A 17,814-nucleotide genomic window follows, 5' to 3' on the forward strand; every position below is an offset into this window, starting at 1 on the left:
AAATATAAAGATGAATAAGAAGCTATACAGTTAACGCCTTTATATTTGTTTTACTTTAATAATTGCACTTAACATTATTAATTAATTTAGTTGCCCTTAGTAAACTCCTTCCTTAAAGCGTCCTTTATCCCTTTATTGTTATCTATTTTATGTTAGCCAATCTTTATAAACATCTCATGTCCGTAAAATTATGAAATTTTAAAAAGCCGTTATCAAATTTGGATAACGACTTCTTATTTGTTAGGTCTAATCAAAATGATTTTAACTTCGTTAACCTTTCTGTTCCTCTTCTTTCTTTTTTCTTCTTTTGTACCTATATCCTCCATAGGTTCCACCAAATATTGAAAAAAACATAATAATACAAGTCCAAAATAAAAACCAACCAGACATATTATTATCCTCCTCCCTTTACAACCAATTTCTTAATCAATAATTACTAAATTATCACCTACAAATAATATACCATAAAAAGTAATTAATTGAATTTTATTCAAATTAAATATTGGTCATGAATGGATAATAATAAATCTATGTGTTCGATAAAGTATACGTTTATGGACAATTCTAAAACGTTAAATATTCCTTTCTTTTAGCGTTCGTAAATATATAAATAACATTTTACAAACGTTCAGTTAATACACATATAGTTTACGTACGCTAATTGTTACTAACCATGTGTAATTTTCATACAATAGAAACACTGGAATAGCAACGCCTTATTACACGGGGATATATGAGAGGAATAGCCATGATATAGCCATATCCTTTGTGCGTCAAGGTCTCACACTTGACAGTACACATACAGTAGATTTACAAGGCGTTACGTCTAGAGTACGTTATAGGAGATATTAGAGTATGCCATATGAACGTATCCTAGCGTTCCTTACATTATCCTCTCCCTTTAAAATAACCTTTCATATAGTCCGCTACTAACGGTTAAGCTAACGTTTACCGTCTTCCTATCCTCTCTATATCGTACTCAATATAAAGGGGACGTTCCTAACGGGTAAGCTATCCGTTAAGCTAACCATTTCTATAACGTTAATATCGTGGCATTTTTTAGAGTGCTTAATTATATCTAACAAGAATTGCATTTAGTAAGGCACTAAGTCGTAAAGGAAAATATAATTGCACCGTAGGGCTTCTCTCTAACAATAAGAAATGGTATATAGCCTCGGTTTAACTAAATCATTATTTTTTTTTTCAAAAAGAAAAGGGGAAAGGCGTTAACCCTTCCCATGTTTTGAATATTAATTTTCAATATCCTATTAATTGAATATCCCCGTATGATTTATTTGACCTAGCTATAATACGTGAATCCGTAACAGCTAACGTGTAATTATTCAATTAAAGCCTTATGTAAATAAAAAGAACGGGAATAACCGTCCTTTATAAATGATTGTATTTTAATTTCTCTTTTAAATGGCTATACTCTTTGGGAATTAATTTTCTCCATTCTTCAAGAATCATATGCCAATCTACTACATATTCCTCCCTTGTTACTGGAACTCTATACTTAAGGTGTGTCCAACCTCGATTCTTCTTTGCTTCCAATTTATAAGTAAGGGCTGACTCTACTTTTTCCATTAATTCCCTATACATAGGATGTCCTTCCGTTATTCCTTTTTCCTGCATTAGTTCCAGTATTTCAATATGTGGGGGAACGGGAAAGTTCTCTAAGAAACTATAAAAATCTTCTTCCGTTGTTTCTGTTGGTTCAATAGGTTCATTTGGGTTTATACCCAGTAACTTATCTATCTTTTCATAATCTATCTCTATTTTTGACATCTACAATCCTCCCCATTAATTAGAATTATTACTTATAGCTATTTGAAATTTTCTCAAACGGTGAACTAAGCATTTCACCAAACGTTTTAGACTGCTTAGTATTCTCATACATCTCTTGTGACTTCTGTCTCGTATTAGCTGTTACTTCCTTACTCTTTGCAATACGTTCCGCCTTCACTTGTTCACGAAGGGCATAACCGCTAGATATTTTTGCGATAGGATTATTAATAACTTCATGAAATTTAGTTGGGTCAATCTCTTTTTTACCGAACATACTAGTTTCTAAATCTTCACCACGTTTTTCTGATTCTGCTTCATACCCTGCCGTCATAAGAGACAATGTTTCTAGTGAAAATTTAAATTTAGTTTGTACTGCAATTCTAGGTGCTTCCCCACGATTTACATATTCGTTATATTCCCCCAGTGCTTTTTCATCTCCATCAAGTGCCTTTTCTTTTAGTTCTGAAATCATCATTTGTTTATCCATTACTTATCCTCTCCTTGTTGTTGTTTTTGTTCTTCGCAGTCTTTGCAAACTGCTACATAAAGTGCTTTCCCATTTGGATTAGTAAAGTCCTCATTCAACTTAACTTCACCACAATTACCGCACTTCTTAGATACAATAGTGCGTGATTCCTCATGTACAAAAAGCGTAACTTTTAACACGTCTCTTCCAACTCCTTTTTGATGGCTTCAAGTGTGCCTATATCGTTGATACCTTGAATTCCCTTAACAAATAGTGATAGAATTTCATCTCGCAGCATTCTAACTTTCTGACCTCTTTTTAAGGCTTCATTGTAATGTTTTATGCGTCAGTTCCTCCTAGTTGTTATTGATATATTCCTCATAGCATTTATTTACAAAGTTCTCGTACTCTTTCGCTGTCATTCCGTTGCGTTCTGCAAGTAATGGAACTAATTCGTTGTAGAATCTCCGTTGTATATCATGCGGTTGTGACTTAATCCATATAAAAGGATTCTTATTTCCTTTTGAAGCGTTTAAGCCCTTTTCCATATAGACAACGTTTCTATAATCGTCACCTAATCCCGTTCCCCATGATAAAGGGATAAAATGTTCCACTACTATTTCTTCTGAATGACTTAACATACATCTTTCACCTTGTTCAGCTAGTGCCTTTCTCTTTAGTTCCACCGTCATTGTAGAAGCAAGGCCGTGCTTCTTTGCACGGTAACGGTGATAGATAATTGACTGTTTATCATAGTTATCTTTCTTATATCCTTCGGCTTTGTATTTAGACATACAGGAAAGACAATCGGGACGTTTCCCAGCGAATCCTGCCTTATTCTTTCCAAAACAGTTAACCGATTTTAATTGCTTGCACTTAGTACATAATCGACTTGTCATTTCTCCCCCATCATTTACAAAAATGAATGAACGCCATTGTTTGTTGATTATTAATTTCCCCATTTCAAAAACTCCCTTTGTTCTGTATATTCTCTTTACTTCTCTAACTCCGAAATGTGGTACGTGTTAATGGGAGAAGGTTTACCGTCTGTTACCCGCATACCGTTCCAGTAACGGACAATTTCGCCGTTCTGGCTTTCTCTCACTCGCTTAGTACCAAACACAGAACACACTACGCCAATTTCTACGGCATTCTCTTCCGCAATGTCGTTCCACTTCATACACTTGTCTAAGTCTGCTTCAATACGTCCTCTTAATGAATCTGCAATGGTGTACTTTGCCATTTAAAAACCTCCGATTTACAAAATGATAGAAAACCCTAAGTAGATAAATAATGACCATGTGACAATATCTACACCGTTTAACCGAGTTATCTCTTTCAACGCGTTATCCTCCTGCTTTCAAATAATCCCAATTCATATGTGACGGGGAATAATTACTGTTTGTTCCCCGTCTGGTTTCTTCTTCATCTACTTCTTGTATTTGTCTTTGTTTCTTTCAGTTAACCCATGAATTTTTCCGCCCAGTGCTTCCCGTAACTCGTCATTGTAGACCATAGGGTTGTAGTGTCGTTCTGTTTGGTAGCTTTGTCCAAATGGAATATGAAAGTCGTCGCGTGGGTCATGTCGTCGAAGTCCTACAAGGTCTTCAACATTTCGGAAGGTGTCCCAATACTCCGAAGTGTAAGCTTGTTTCGTTTTGCTATATTCAACAATCTTATTAAGATAAGCTAGTTTCATTTCGTTCAATTCATCAAAGATTTTACGAAATTCTTCACTTTTATCAGCTTTGAACTCCTTACGTTCTTTATCAATAGTTTCTTTTGCTTTTCCTAATTCTGCTTTAACTACTTCGTCGATTTGTGAAAGATGAAATTGTGCTGTTTTTAATTCCTCCCTAGCCTTATCCAAGTCTTTTGATAACTTCTTATCTGGTTCACCATCATTAAGAATGGCTTTGTTGAAATCGTCCTGAACAGCTTGATACAATAATTCAATATCTTCTTTTAATCTCCTAACCTTCTCCTGAAGCTTAATGCGTCGTTCTTCGCCTTTAGTTACTAATTTAGTAACTTTCTTTACCCCGTTTCCTTTAAACAATCCCATTTATAAAATCTCTCCTTTTTGAATATTAATTTTCAACAATTACTTAACTCGTCTGATAGACGGCATATCGTTCAACATGCCTTTTATCTCATCCATTTCGTTCTGTAAAATTGGTGAATGTTCTTCAATAGTGTGGTTCTTGGTAACAACTTCTTGTTTTTGTGGTGCTAGTAAGTTATGAATCTTTGCATACAATTCCATGTGCTTGTAAGAACCACTTAATGCCTTCTCTTTTAAAACTGCATAATACTTAGGAAGTGCGTCTCTCGAAAGTTCTTTTTGAAAATCGTTGTATAATTGCTTACCTTCATGAGTCTCCTTCCAACTCCATAATGTCTTTCTGGTAATGCCGTGTGACTTTGCAATTTGTTCCATAGTTTCACCATCAACGGAACGACGGAAATAATCGTCTAATATTCGACGTTGTTTCTCATCTAACTTTGCGTCTTTTTTCATTCATCAAACCTCCCTTCGTCGTGTTCTACAATTATCTGAATACACGCGATTTGTGCGTCACTAACTCCAATTTCATTTAGTCCTCTACGGATACGAATTTGATTTAACGGTGAAATGCTTCGGGCTTCTTCTTCTAGTGCGTAAAAGGTTGTAGGGTTAATGTCTACTTTCTTGGCAAACTCATTACTATTGACGTTCTTTAAATTTCTAGCCATTTGAACGACTTTCCCTCGCAATCTGAACTCATTTTTGTCCATTTATCTAACTCCTTTTTTGTATAAATTTAAGCATTTTGTTACCTTTCAAAGTAAATAAAAAAGGTAAGCAAGTTCTTCCTACTCTATAAGCGAAGTAAAAGGTAAAATTACAAGTGTAATGTTGTAGGTGTCATAAATTGTTCACATTTAAAATGTTATCGTGAAGTTTAATCTCTCTCGTTCGCTTAGTATTGGAACAAAAGAAGCAGCTTTGTGACATTTTCAGATAAAAAAGAATAAAAAAAAGCCTCCAACCGAATTAACGGAAGGAGGTTCTTTCTGCTTTGAAAGGAGAGATTTACATATGATTACAAATGTCCATGTAGTATATCACCGAGGAAGGTACGCATGAAACGTGTATCAGGTACTTAATATTAAACAAATATCCCTACCGAACGGGCTGGGTTGTCCAATAGGGTATCTGTTCATATAAATTAGGATTATTTGAAAAAGGAGAACGCACACACGCCCTCCCTAGTTAAAATCTTTATGTAGTATCTTTATTACTATCTTGTTATTAAAACAATAGAACAATCTCTAGTGTAATATCTAATAGTTACGAACGAAGTGAGTAATGCCGTTAGGCATAATATCTTTTTGGTTCTTTAAACAAAGAATAGACTTATCCTTTGTTGACTCCGTCAAGGCTTACGCCTTTTTCTTAAAGAACTTAATTAACTTCTTGTTTTGTTATTACAGTTATTATCGTTATTACCTCTTGTAGTATATAAGGCATTCTAAAGGCTTCCGATACAAGTGCTATTTATATTAAATTTCCGTTACATTTTTACATAGAGTGACCCCATCCCTACTCTCCCAAGGGTTATAGAAGTTCCAACAATTTTGTGACGGAATTACGTCACACTTGTAGGGAATTATTGTAATTGATTAAGAGTACCAAAGGGTAAGAAAACAAGTGTGATTAATAATTATCACAAAATCCTGCTATATCAACATCCTTCATCACGATAAATTGCCAATAACAAACGGCTGTTTCCTTTAACTTGTGATGTAAGAATACGTGTTTATTATAACTATCTATTCATCTTTAAATACAGTATATAATTAGGTCACAAAGATTGTTATTGATACCAGTAACTAAGATATGCCCACCGGACGCCTTATTTTGACTTCAGACGGCTTTCTAACGTGTCATCGATACGATTTAAAACCTCTATAATTTCTTCCTTTTGTTTAAACTTCTTCAAAGTGTCTTTGTCTAAACTATCAACTGTCGCTTCCAATCTGGCTAAATCCTTACTCGTTTCCTCCAATATAGCAAGAATGTTTTCGGCTTTCTTAGCGTTGCTTTCAACCAATTCATCAATATTATCTAATTTAACATTATTCTCTTCCATCAATGCAGACGTTTCATTTACTGACGCTAGTATCTCTTTTAGTTCCGTTTCGTAATTTTCCATAACTAGTCCCCCGTATGAATTATTTGAACCACAATACACCTTTTTATTGTAATACCCTAAGAAAAGTTCATATACGCCCGTAGTGAAGTTTTAATATCTATTGATATAAATCGACTGGGGAAGAATTTAAAACAGCCCTATGACCTCTTATGCAAGGGATATAGCAATCCCGACCATTTTGTGACAAAGTTACGTCGCACTTGTAGGAACTTAATCCCAATAATATATAGAATAATGTTGATGTGATTAATTAATGTTAGAAACCCTATTACATCAATGTTTTTAACATTTTTCTATCACAGCATTTAACTTTCCTTCTTTTTAAAGTAATTATTGATTTGTTCATCTAGTATCCTCAAATCAGTAAGAATTCCCATCATAAAATGATAATGCTTGATTTTTTCAGGTTCTAAGTCTAGTTTGCCCATCCCTTGAACTTTGTGAATCATGGACTCAATTAAAGTATTTAATCTGTTTTGTATGTCTTTAGCATCCTCATTGTATTTAACTGAAGTATTATCCATTAGTTTTTTCCTTCCTTTCTATTAATTATGGAATGTCCTTTACCAAATTATAACTTATTATAAATCATTTTAACTACCATTATATTACAAAAGTTATTTTAGAAATTCAAAACTGGTGGTTTGGGAAATAGGACTTTATTATCCCTTCTAACAAAGAATAGGATTAATTAGTTATTCTAATGGATGATTAAAAGCAAGAAGGAGGAACTATCAATTTTTAGATATAAAAAAAAGAACCTATGTATAATGACAATAGGTTCTTCTTATCTAATAAGGAATATAGATTGTTTATATATAGTAAGACACCTCTTATTACTACTAATACTACTTACTATTTATATATCAGCTTCTCCCTGCATTCAATATTTCAAAAATATGATGTACATCCACCTATACGAATACGTAGATTAAAAGGCAAATATTTAATGCAATAGATAAGGTAAATCCCCACATCTTCATGTTAGTTTTCTTTTCTTTTTCCTCTTTCTCATGAAATTCTTGCATTATATTTCCTAAATCTTCATTCAAGAAATGTAATTCTTCATTTAACCATAAAAGATTTGTCTCAATATCTTTTTTAGTTCCCTCAATTTCTTTATTAAGGATTAGCCTAATTGCTGTTAAACACTCATACAACGTATCAACTCTGTATTCTAAATCTTTTTCTATATATGGAGATATCAAAGCAATTCTTGTTCTTACTGCTTTATCTAACATCCTTGTCTCCTCTATCTGATATCCTGCACCTTTTCCAAATAACTTCGAAAGTCTAAGGGCTTCACTTGCTAACTGAAAGAAATCAACAATTGAGTCATGGAGAGTCTCAATTTTTTTATCAAGATACTTATCTTGTCCTTTTCTCTTTAAGTTTTCTTTCCATCTTAAATGTTCCATTGTCTGATTAATAAAAACAACTACTATTGCTACTAATCCCCCAATAGCTGCACTAATAACTGGTATCCATTCTTTTTCCATCAAATACTTCCTTTTAGGTCATTTTATTATTTTTATCTCGGTTATCTTTTTAATTTTGTTCGTATTGTTTTAAACGTTCTATAACCCAAATTAAAATATCCTCAGTCATTCTTAAGCATAGTAAAGCGTCATTCATGGTAGTATTCTCGGGACATAAAACTCCATCAATTTTCGGTGCCTCAGTACTGTGAGAACCTAAATCAGATGTTAATGAATACAACTGATAAAATAGTTTAAATCGTGGATAATTAAATTCATTATCCGTTTCAAACGGAATATTTTTATTTGCACTACCTTGCATTATATTATTAGCTACTTTAACATTTTCAATGTTAGTATCTGTACTTAGTTTTTGCAATCCTCTAATCCATGATTTACTACCATTATCTTTAAAATGACTAAACAATCCAGTTATAATATTCCGACAATTAGATATACATGAAACTGATTCTCCAGACGAGTAATTATTGATAGCTTCTTGATACATTTCTGCAATTGAAGGATAATTTTTGTTTAACCATTCATCTAAAAGTGAAGGATTTCTAGAAACTTGGTTAGACTGTTCAGTAAACGGTATTAGTTTCAATCCTCCCTTTGAATATGTGATATCAAAATTTAAAACATGCAGACTCTTAAGTAATGTTTGGAAGTCTTCTCTTGACTCTTCCTTAATTAATTTAATACATTCATCATCAGAACTTTCCCCAAAAAATCCACTTAAATCATAATGACGACACTTCTCGTATATAACGTCTCCTATATTATCTTCAAAGATATTTTCAACACGAACTTCCTCTATTATTGAACCAATGAATAAACTAAACTCCTCAATATTTTTCCCCTTAGAATATATGATTTTTAGAATACTATTAATCGCTGAGAAAAATTCTTCAAAGTGTCGATTATAATTTTTCCAATTATTATTATAGGAGTAGGGATTTAAAAACCTGCTAAATTCATAATACAATTGGCTTTGCCCTGAGTTTGATAAAATTCTCTCCCACATAGAATTGCTATCAGTATGTACTATTGTTTGTTTATTTAGCACAGTAGCAATTTTTGATAAAGAAATCTCGTCCAGTCTGTCCATAATAGTAGCCCCCAAGAGTTTTATATTTCCAATTAAGATATATATTACATTATATATCCTATCTATCATGCTAGCTACATAAAAACCAGAATCACTTTATGCCGTAAGATTTCTACATCTTTCAATGGCGTATATTGTTGAATACAAAACTCAATAGGGAACGTGATTACTTTAAGTTTTGTATTGACTTATTGGTTTTTCCTTTGCTTGATTAGCTGAAAGTAAGGAAAACGGCTTGGACGAAAAATTGGCTACCTTATGAAAGATGATAAAAAATTAACATCAATCATAAGAAGTAGCCGATTCGCAATAAAACCTTGATTGTGCGTCAAGTTAAGATATCCGTTTTGTCGCCCTATTAATCGTTAGAATCTCTTCATAACAAACTTACTGCAACAAGTAGCCCTAGCAGGTTTACCGTCTCTCTAATCTTACGCTTTGGCTTTTCGATTAGTTAATCCCTTCCCTCTCACTTTGGAGGACTAGGAAAGAGTTATGGTTACTTATAGCTTGTCCTACACCGTCCGTAAACGGTCTACCCTTCCTTCGTTCAGCACTTAACGGTAGCTTTCACCTTTCAGACACAAAACGTAATAGGGAACGCTTATAAGTGTCCTATCCCTTCTTATTGCGTCGGCAAGGGCAAACCTATCAAGGTTATATTATCGTCGTATTAGTCGGCAATCCACGACGGGAAAACCTGCATAGCTGCTAAAAAAGGCATTACTTAATAAGCCTTGCATATACTAATTTTTTTCGTTAATATATGTAAGTAGCTAAGACGGTTATCCGTATTTAGTTAAATAGGTGTTTTCAGGTCACGCGGTGCGAACGCGTGGCTTTTTCTTTTTAATTCAAATATTTATTTTTTGATAAATAACGTCTTACGGGAGAAAACTTATTATGCTGTTCTTTAATATGTCCTTCTTCCATCTGGATGTATTTTCTAGTTGTTTTAATATCCGAATGGTCAACAATTTTTTGCAGTGTAAATATATCTCCCCCATTTAAAATATAGTTTCTTATAAAAGTATGTCTAAAGCGGTGGGGATGTAACTTCTGAATACCTAATCTCTTACCTAAGCGATGGAAACGGCGTCTAACAGCGTCTGCTTTCAACGGTTCACCATAAGCATTCATAAATATCCCTTTGTGGGGTCCAAAGTATTCAACAGATTCTTCATGTAACTTTCTTACTTTCTTAAGGACTTCACGACTTATAGGAACTTCACGACCTTTTCGGTTTTTGGCATTGGAAGAGGGAATTGATAAGCTAAATACTTTGAAATCTATCTTGTCTATGGTTAGACTTATGGCTTCATTTATTCTCAATCCCGTGTCCAACAATAATAAGATAAGAATCTTGTCACGCCATTCTGCGTAGTTCCGTTCGTTAAAGGAATTTAAAATTTTATGAATTTCTTCATCACTAAAACCCTTTACCTCTTCTTCTTGGTCTTGTCGAATAGATTTAATATTCTCCATTGGATTACTGGCAATCATGCCTTCTAAATACCAAAAACGACACATTGTGCGTAGGGTTCTTAAACGCATATTTATCGTATTAATTGATAGACCACAATCTTTTTCACGTCCTTTTACACCCTCATAAGACTTCTTTTCATCACGTAAGTAGGTAATGTACGCCCTTATAATATTTGCGTCTAAATCGTTAATATATTTAAACTCAAAACGCTTCCCTAGAAACTGTTTAAGGTACTTAATATGTTGCTTATAATCTTGAATAGTCCTAGGACGCACGCCCTCCGCAATTTTTGCATTAATAAAGATTTCTAAGGATTCTTCTAAGGTATACTGAATACTTGGTTCATAATCAGAATGATTAGTTCCATTTGAACGTTGGAAACTTCCTTTATACGTCGGACTCCTTTTCCCAATAAATTTTTTTCCCAATAAAAAAACACCTCCGTAACGGGATTTAACGGTAACGAAAAGTTACTGTAATACCAACGTACGAAAGTGCTTAGTCCAACGGATATTTCAATTTACGCTTATTTTAACAACAAAAAAACGTTGTTTTATAACGTAATAATACGCATAAAATCAACGTTTTTTAAGTAGACATCCCAGGAGAGATTCGAACTCCCGACCGACGCCTTAGAAGGGCGTTGCTCTATCCAGCTGAGCTACTGGGACATATTATAATATGTATTGAACTCTTAAGACAAGTTTTATTATACGCTCTAAAAAACATAAAGTCAACCATTTTCCCAAAAAATTTAGAGAGAGAAAATGAATTATTTCTCTCTCTCTAATTATACTATAGAGAAAATGAATTTGTTAAGTCTTTTATTTCATTTCCTTCATGATCGTAAAAATTTACAGTTGCTTTATTTTCTTCATACTGGAGGATGGCATATGTACGCTCTTTTCTTCGATTCGGTAGGCGAATACTTCCTGGATTAATAAATAACGTCTGATCAATCTTCTCGGCTCCTGCAATATGAGAATGTCCAAAGCAGACAACTTTAGCATCCCGCTCTTTAGCTCGGTATGTTAAATTCATAAGTGTCATTTTCACATTATATAGATGACCATGTGTTACGTAAAGAAGATCTTCTCCTATATTTAACGTTTCTTCATTTTCATATCGTTCGTCATAATCACAATTTCCACGTACAGCAAGAAACCCTTCCATTTCTCTTGAATCTGCTTGAAGCTCAGAATCCCCGCAGTGAACAAAAGCATTGACATCTTTATGACGATTTTTAATTGTATGCAGTTCCTCTGTTAGGCCATGACTATCGCTTACGATAAGCACACGCATATTTCTCTCCTCCTCTACAATATTCCATCTATTACCTCTTCTAGCTTTTGAAGTGCCTTTGCTCGATGACTTATTTTATTTTTTTCTTCTTTTGGGAGTTCTGCAAGCGTTTTTTGCAGAGATGGTACATAAAATATTGGGTCATACCCAAATCCCTGCTCTCCTACTCTTTCATGCGTAATAGTACCTTCGCAATTCCCTCTCACAACAACGGTGTCTTTTCCTGGCAAAGCAAATGCTAGGGCACATTGAAAACGTGCTGTTCGCTCTGACTCAGGTATACCTTCTAATTTTTCTAATACTTTATCAATGTTTTTCTCATCACTTTTTTCAAGACCTGCATAGCGTGCTGAATATACGCCAGGTTCTCCGTTTAAAGCATCAACTTCAAGTCCAGAGTCGTCTGCAACAACAGGACAATCCAACAATTTCGAAATCTCTTCAGCTTTTAAAATCGCATTTTCTTCAAATGTTGTGCCTGTTTCCTCAACATCAAGGTCTCCTTCTAAATCAAGAAGCGATTGCACACTGTAGCCTTTCTTTTCAAAAAGAGCAGCAAATTCGGCCACTTTCCCTTTATTTTTTGTGGCAATTAAAATTTTTTTCATTTCTCTTCACCTTCACTTTCTAGAAGATGTGAAAACTCACTTAACGCTTCTTTCTGTACTGCAACAAGATCAGAAATTCCTTTTGAAGCAAGTTCAAGCATTTCATCAAACTGCTCTTTTGAAAAAGTTGCTTCTTCTCCTGTTCCTTGAAGCTCTACAAATTGGCCTTTACTTGTCATAACAATATTCATATCAACATCAATATTGGAATCTTCTTCATAGTTTAAATCTAAAATTGTTCCATGTTCAACGTCAACTCCAACAGACGTTGCTGCTAGATAATCACGGATTGGGTAATTGGTAAGTTTCTCTTCTTTGACAGCTCGTCCAAGGGCTAAAGCCATTGCCACAAACGCACCTGTAATCGCAGCTGTTCTTGTCCCGCCATCTGCTTGAATAACATCACAGTCAAGCCACACTGTACGCTCACCTAATGCTTCTAAATCAACGACCGCTCGTAAAGCTCGCCCAATTAAACGCTGTATTTCCATTGTACGACCTGATACTTTTCCTTTTGAAGATTCACGGATATTGCGCTGATTTGTTGCTCGTGGAAGCATAGCGTACTCCGCATTAATCCATCCTTTTCCTTTTCCTCTCATAAAAGGAGGTACTCTATCATCAATTGTAGCTGAACAAATTACTTTCGTATCCCCAACGCTAATAAGTACAGACCCTTCTGGATGCTTTATGTAGTCTTTCTCAATTTTAACTTCTCTTATTTCGTCTTTCGCCCTTCCGTCAATACGCAAAATGTTTCCTCCTTTAAAATCTATGTAAAAGGGTAATCCCCTTCAAAAGTAAAAAGTAAAAGAGGCCTCTAAAGACCTCTTTTTTATTACAGTATATCAAAAACTATTCTTAACACGAAATCATATTTAAAATGCCTCTGCATTTATATTTTCAGGACGGGAAACTTCTTCTGTTAATTTTTGACCAGAATCTACTGTTATATTCTTTTGTCCTTTTACTTCAATAGAGACATTTTCAACCCCTTTTTGTTCTGTAAGGGAAAGAGCTAGGGCATCTACCACATGTTTAGAAAGCTGGCCCTTTTCTGCAGAATTTAAAAGAGCTTTATTAAATGTTAGCGTTACTGTTCCATCTTCGTACTCTGGCTTCGCTACAAGTGCTGCTTCATTATTAAAATCACCTACAAGCCCTTTTGGTACATCATTTATTAAACTACCAACAACAGCTGTAAAACGCTCCTCATCTGTCTTCCCTAGATCGAGACGCTTTGTTACCGGAACATAATATGTTCCATCAGCATTTTGTGATAAATAGTAAAGAGTAGCAGAAGATGTGCTTGTCATATCTGTAATTCCTTCTGTTTGCATGTTAATGCCGTCTGCTCTTGTCAATTCCTCACTAATAGGGGTCTTATTAACAGGCATTTCTTTTTGATCATAGCCATTAATTTGAAACTGTACATTCTTAACAGCATCAAACTGTGTTAGCGTCCATGTTAAAGATTGCAAAATCCGGCTTTCATCTTCTGCTTTATACTCCTTAAATTCTGGAGAGAAGTCAACAACAAGTGTACCATTTTCTTTCAAATTGACGCTCTTAACTTCTGTTCCAGCAGGGAGAACAGCTCTAAAACCGTTTGGAAGCATTTGATCAATTGGTCCTCCTACAACAAGATATTCTATAATTTCAGCAGCTGCTGCATCTGCTTTTGGCACATCAATTGTTTGAGGAACAACAAAACCATTTTTGTCGATTAAATACACTTCTCTTGTTAATGTTTCTTCTGCTTTTTTACTCTCCTTTTCTTTAGTTGTTTCTTTTGCTTCTTCTTTTATTTTTTGATTGTCTTTCGTGTACTCAACGTCTTGTGGTGGATCAATTTCCTCTGCTACATCTTCTCCTCCAAACAAGCCGCACCCCGTTAAAAGCATTGATGTCGCAAGCATAGTAGAAACCGCCGTTATTTTTATTTTGGACATACCTTTCCCTCCTAAGACAGTTTGTACTATTATGTATACGAGCTGCTAATCAAATTAGACCGCTCACTTTTTTCTTTTTTAAAAGAAAAAAGTGAACTAATGATTAGTTCACTTTCGTTAAATCAATATGCTGAACGTTTTGAATAGGATGGTCAAACCATTTTGACGCAATAAGCTCAAAAAGCGAAGCATTCCCTGTCGTAAAAAATACATGTTCTTTTTCACGTTTTTCCGTGTGCAGTTCATTACGAAATGACAAAATGGTGCTTACCTCAATTGCTGTCTCTTCTCCAGAACTGATGAGTGCAACACGATCTCCCATCGCTTCTTTAATAAGCTCCTTTAAAATTGGATAATGTGTACAGCCTAAAATCAATATATCAATTTCCGTCTGATAGAGGGGTTTTAACGTTTGAAAAACAATTTCTCTTGCTTCATTTCCTTCGAAATCCCCGCTTTCAACAAGGGGCACAAATAAAGGACATGCTAAGCTTTTCACACGTGCGTTATGATGAAGTCTTTTTAAAGCTTGTTCATAAGCCTTACTTTTCACTGTACCATTTGTTCCAATAACACCGATATTATGATTGCTTGTTGCTTTTAATGCAGCACGAGCTCCTGGTTCAATAACGCCGATGACAGGAATATTTAGAGTCTCGCTAATCTCCTTTAACACAACTGCTGTTGCTGTATTGCAGGCGATAACGAGCATTTTAATATCAAATCGAAGTAAATAATTTGTCAGTTCCCATGTAAAAGCACGCACTTCCTCTTCAGGTCGAGGACCGTACGGACATCGAGCTGTATCTCCCATATAAATAATTTGCTCTTTCGGTAACTGTCTCATAATTTCTTTTGCAACTGTTAAACCACCAACTCCTGAATCAATTACCCCAATTGGCCGATTCATTCGCTACTCATCTCCTTATGAAGCTTCTGCAAATTTTCACAAAGAAGCTCTACTTCAGCGCGATCATACTCACAAACAACCTCCGCTAAGTAATTTTGCCTTTTCGCTATCACTTCTTCAATGAGCTTCTTACCACGTTCAAGCAGAACAACGCGAACAATACGCCGGTCTTGTTCATCTTTTGCTCTTGTGACAAGACCTGTTTTCTCCATTCGGTCAATTAAGTCTGTCGTTGTACTGCATGCTAAATACATTTTGCTAGAAAGATCTCCGATTGTCATTTCACCTGAATCAAACAGCCACTGAAGAGCCACAAATTGTGGAGGAGTGATGTTGTAGTCATTTAAGATTTCGCGACCTTTTTGCTTGATAATAACAGACATATATCGAAGAGACCGCTCTAGTTCAGCTATTGTCTCATGATGTTTCCTTCGTTTAGCCATAGACGTTGCCTCGCTTATCAAAAAGATTATGATGAAAATGTTAACTCAGTTCATTAGAAATGTCTATTGTTTCTCCAATAATCCCTTTCTTTTGACCTACAATTTCCTTTTCATAAAAAAACAAGCTCTAGTTTCCTATGAGAAACTAGAGCCTTCTTCAAAATTCGAGCCCTTTAACAGCTGGAATTCCTTCTTCATAGTAGTGCTTTATAGGTTTAATTTCGCTGACTAAATCAGCAGCTTCAATTACTTCTTCCCGAGCTGAACGACCTGTTAAGATAAGATGCATGCCTTGCGGTCGATTTTCTATAAGCTCAAGCACCTCTTGAAGTGGTAAAACATCATCAATCGGAAACTTCGTAATAGAAAGGGCATTATGAATTTCATCAAGAATCACAACGTCATATTGTTCTGACATGACTTTCTCTTTCGTAAAAGCCCATGCTTTCTTTAAAGCCTCTCTATGCTCTTCTGGAGTTTTCGTCCATGTGAATCCCACACCTGTTTGATGCATTTCAATTCCAAGCTTATCAAAGATAATCTTTTCTCCATACGTACGTTGAGGAGATTTAATAAATTGAACCATCAGCACGCGCTGACCTCGGCCTGTTGCACGCACAGCAAGTCCTAAAGAAGCTGTTGTCTTCCCTTTTCCATCCCCTGTGTAAACAAGGCATAAGCCTCTTTCCTTTGAAGCCATAAAACTCCTCCTTACAACCAAACGGTTTTCTCAGAATAGTCTGTTCGCTTTTTATCTTTCAGCTTACCAAGCGATTCTTCTGTTGGATAGCCGATAAAAAGGTTGCCTACAATTTGTTTTCCTTCAGGTGCTCCAATAAATTCGTAAAGACGTTCGTCGCGAATAAGGCCTACACCTCTTGTTCTCCATACAAAACCTAAACCAAGCTCTTCCGCTGCTAACCACATTGAATTAATTGCGCAGCATACTCCATATACGTTGTCACCAGTTGCTTCTTCATCTCCTTCAACAACGTCTGCTGTTACAACAATATGAACAGGTGTGTTTTTAACACTCTTCATTGAACTTTCAACAAGATGAGGTTTTGTTGGAAAACGCTCTTCTAAATATGTATATGCAAGCTCTTCATATCTCTTTTTCGCTTCCCCTTTAATAACATAAAATGTCCATGGCTCACGCATACGGTCATTAGGAGCCCATGTTGCAGCTTCTAAAATCTTTTCAAGCTTTTCATCTTCAACAGGACGACCATCGTGATCGCGGAGTGCACGTCTTTTTTGTAAGTTATCAAATAGTGTTGTCATAAGTTGTTTTCTCTCCTTTTTCGTTAAACCATTGAATTTTTTCACGAATGTCTACAACCTCTCCCACAATAATCATAGAAGGATGCTTCACATTCTCAACCTTAGCCATTTCTTCTATTGTTGCTAAGGTACCAACAACAGTGCGCTGCTCTTGTGTTGTTCCTTTATGAATAATAGCAACAGGAGTCTCTTTACTCCGTCCATGTTCCGTAAGCTTGTAAACGATGTGTGGTAAGTTACCTACTCCCATGTAAAAGGCAATCGTATCTATCCCTTTTGCGAGCGCCTCCCAATTTAGAGTATCCTGCCCTTTTTCTTCTCGTCCATGACCTGTAACAATAGCAAACGACGTTGCTTTATCTTTGTATGTGACCGGAATTCCTGCATAAGCAGGAGCTGCAATACCTGAGGTAATACCAGGAATAATTTCAAAAGGGATATCTCTTTTAGCAAGTACTTCTGCTTCTTCTCCCCCACGCCCAAAAATAAAAGGATCGCCGCCTTTTAAACGTGTGACAGTCTTTCCTTGCTCTGCCTTCTCAACTAGAGTTCGATGAATATCATCTTGAATTTTCCCATGTTTCCCTGGGAGCTTACCACAGAAGATGAGCTCTGCTCCTTCTTTTGCATGTTTTAGAAGCTCTTCACTAACTAAACGATCATATAAAATGACATCAGCTTTTTGGATGCACTCTAATCCATGAATTGTAATAAGCTTCGGATCTCCAGGTCCTGCTCCAACAAGGTAAACAGTACCAGCACTCATAGTTTTTCCTCCTTATATTTG

General features: G+C 35.4%; 22 protein-coding genes and 1 tRNA gene. All 23 read right to left on the reverse strand.

What is annotated here, in order from left to right; all coding sequences use genetic code 11:
• Positions 1 to 1,389: 1,389 nt before the first annotated feature.
• Positions 1,390 to 1,788 (reverse strand): hypothetical protein, encoded by a 399-nt coding sequence (locus tag MOC86_RS17195; protein ID WP_268585215.1) that lies wholly within the window; start codon positions 1,786 to 1,788, stop codon positions 1,390 to 1,392.
• 28 nt (positions 1,789 to 1,816) lie between these two features.
• The gene (locus MOC86_RS17200) at positions 1,817 to 2,275 is read right to left on the reverse strand and encodes a hypothetical protein (protein WP_268585216.1); all 459 of its coding nucleotides are present in this window, start codon (positions 2,273 to 2,275) and stop codon (positions 1,817 to 1,819) included.
• On the reverse strand, positions 2,275 to 2,454 hold the full coding sequence (locus tag MOC86_RS17205) for a hypothetical protein (protein ID WP_268585217.1): 180 nt from the start codon (positions 2,452 to 2,454) through the stop codon (positions 2,275 to 2,277). Before MOC86_RS17205 ends, MOC86_RS17200 begins: the two co-directional genes overlap by 1 nt.
• Before the next feature lie 156 nt (positions 2,455 to 2,610).
• The gene (locus tag MOC86_RS17210; protein ID WP_268585218.1) at positions 2,611 to 3,216 is read right to left on the reverse strand and encodes a hypothetical protein; all 606 of its coding nucleotides are present in this window, start codon (positions 3,214 to 3,216) and stop codon (positions 2,611 to 2,613) included.
• A 32-nt stretch (positions 3,217 to 3,248) separates the two neighbouring features.
• Entirely contained in the window at positions 3,249 to 3,497 is a 249-nt protein-coding gene (locus tag MOC86_RS17215) for a hypothetical protein (protein ID WP_268585219.1), read from the reverse strand.
• A gap of 186 nt (positions 3,498 to 3,683) precedes the next feature.
• Positions 3,684 to 4,319: a hypothetical protein gene (locus MOC86_RS17220; protein WP_268585220.1), complete on the reverse strand. Its 636-nt coding sequence runs from the start codon at positions 4,317 to 4,319 to the stop codon at positions 3,684 to 3,686.
• A gap of 39 nt (positions 4,320 to 4,358) precedes the next feature.
• Entirely contained in the window at positions 4,359 to 4,775 is a 417-nt protein-coding gene (locus MOC86_RS17225; protein ID WP_268585221.1) for a phBC6A51 family helix-turn-helix protein, read from the reverse strand.
• Positions 4,772 to 5,032, reverse strand: coding sequence for a hypothetical protein (locus MOC86_RS17230; protein ID WP_268585222.1), 261 nt, complete (start codon positions 5,030 to 5,032; stop codon positions 4,772 to 4,774). The genes MOC86_RS17225 and MOC86_RS17230 overlap by 4 nt, the downstream gene beginning before the upstream one ends.
• A 1,121-nt stretch (positions 5,033 to 6,153) precedes the next feature.
• Positions 6,154 to 6,453 (reverse strand): hypothetical protein, encoded by a 300-nt coding sequence (locus MOC86_RS17235; RefSeq protein WP_268585223.1) that lies wholly within the window; start codon positions 6,451 to 6,453, stop codon positions 6,154 to 6,156.
• 305 nt (positions 6,454 to 6,758) lie between these two features.
• Positions 6,759 to 6,977 (reverse strand): hypothetical protein, encoded by a 219-nt coding sequence (locus MOC86_RS17240; RefSeq protein WP_268585224.1) that lies wholly within the window; start codon positions 6,975 to 6,977, stop codon positions 6,759 to 6,761.
• 390 nt (positions 6,978 to 7,367) lie between these two features.
• Positions 7,368 to 7,952, reverse strand: a complete 585-nt coding sequence (locus MOC86_RS17245) for a hypothetical protein (RefSeq protein WP_268585225.1) — start codon at positions 7,950 to 7,952, stop codon at positions 7,368 to 7,370.
• 49 nt (positions 7,953 to 8,001) lie between these two features.
• Positions 8,002 to 9,042, reverse strand: a complete 1,041-nt coding sequence (locus tag MOC86_RS17250) for a hypothetical protein (protein ID WP_268585226.1) — start codon at positions 9,040 to 9,042, stop codon at positions 8,002 to 8,004.
• A gap of 849 nt (positions 9,043 to 9,891) precedes the next feature.
• Positions 9,892 to 10,956, reverse strand: coding sequence for a tyrosine-type recombinase/integrase (locus tag MOC86_RS17255; RefSeq protein WP_268585227.1), 1,065 nt, complete (start codon positions 10,954 to 10,956; stop codon positions 9,892 to 9,894).
• Between the two features lie 169 nt (positions 10,957 to 11,125).
• Positions 11,126 to 11,199, reverse strand: a tRNA-Arg gene (locus MOC86_RS17260).
• 124 nt (positions 11,200 to 11,323) lie between these two features.
• Positions 11,324 to 11,830, reverse strand: coding sequence for a metallophosphoesterase family protein (locus MOC86_RS17265; RefSeq protein ID WP_268585228.1), 507 nt, complete (start codon positions 11,828 to 11,830; stop codon positions 11,324 to 11,326).
• Between the two features lie 14 nt (positions 11,831 to 11,844).
• Positions 11,845 to 12,438 (reverse strand): XTP/dITP diphosphatase, encoded by a 594-nt coding sequence (locus MOC86_RS17270; protein ID WP_268585229.1) that lies wholly within the window; start codon positions 12,436 to 12,438, stop codon positions 11,845 to 11,847.
• Positions 12,435 to 13,190 (reverse strand): ribonuclease PH, encoded by a 756-nt coding sequence (gene rph / locus MOC86_RS17275; RefSeq protein ID WP_268585230.1) that lies wholly within the window; start codon positions 13,188 to 13,190, stop codon positions 12,435 to 12,437. The genes MOC86_RS17270 and rph overlap by 4 nt, the downstream gene beginning before the upstream one ends.
• 126 nt (positions 13,191 to 13,316) lie before the next feature.
• The gene (locus tag MOC86_RS17280; RefSeq protein WP_268585232.1) at positions 13,317 to 14,390 is read right to left on the reverse strand and encodes a GerMN domain-containing protein; all 1,074 of its coding nucleotides are present in this window, start codon (positions 14,388 to 14,390) and stop codon (positions 13,317 to 13,319) included.
• Between the two features lie 103 nt (positions 14,391 to 14,493).
• Positions 14,494 to 15,300 (reverse strand): glutamate racemase, encoded by an 807-nt coding sequence (gene racE, locus MOC86_RS17285; RefSeq protein ID WP_268585233.1) that lies wholly within the window; start codon positions 15,298 to 15,300, stop codon positions 14,494 to 14,496.
• The gene (locus tag MOC86_RS17290; RefSeq protein ID WP_019391281.1) at positions 15,297 to 15,743 is read right to left on the reverse strand and encodes a MarR family winged helix-turn-helix transcriptional regulator; all 447 of its coding nucleotides are present in this window, start codon (positions 15,741 to 15,743) and stop codon (positions 15,297 to 15,299) included. Before MOC86_RS17290 ends, racE begins: the two co-directional genes overlap by 4 nt.
• A gap of 157 nt (positions 15,744 to 15,900) precedes the next feature.
• Positions 15,901 to 16,443 (reverse strand): cob(I)yrinic acid a,c-diamide adenosyltransferase, encoded by a 543-nt coding sequence (cobO, locus tag MOC86_RS17295; RefSeq protein ID WP_268585235.1) that lies wholly within the window; start codon positions 16,441 to 16,443, stop codon positions 15,901 to 15,903.
• Between the two features lie 11 nt (positions 16,444 to 16,454).
• The gene (locus tag MOC86_RS17300) at positions 16,455 to 17,027 is read right to left on the reverse strand and encodes a nitroreductase family protein (protein ID WP_243517342.1); all 573 of its coding nucleotides are present in this window, start codon (positions 17,025 to 17,027) and stop codon (positions 16,455 to 16,457) included.
• Positions 17,011 to 17,793 (reverse strand): uroporphyrinogen-III C-methyltransferase, encoded by a 783-nt coding sequence (cobA, locus tag MOC86_RS17305; RefSeq protein WP_268585238.1) that lies wholly within the window; start codon positions 17,791 to 17,793, stop codon positions 17,011 to 17,013. Before cobA ends, MOC86_RS17300 begins: the two co-directional genes overlap by 17 nt.
• Positions 17,794 to 17,814 lie beyond the last annotated feature (21 nt).

The organism is Priestia endophytica (assembly GCF_026790145.1).
Lineage (GTDB): Bacteria > Bacillota > Bacilli > Bacillales > Bacillaceae_H > Bacillus_I > Bacillus_I endophytica_A.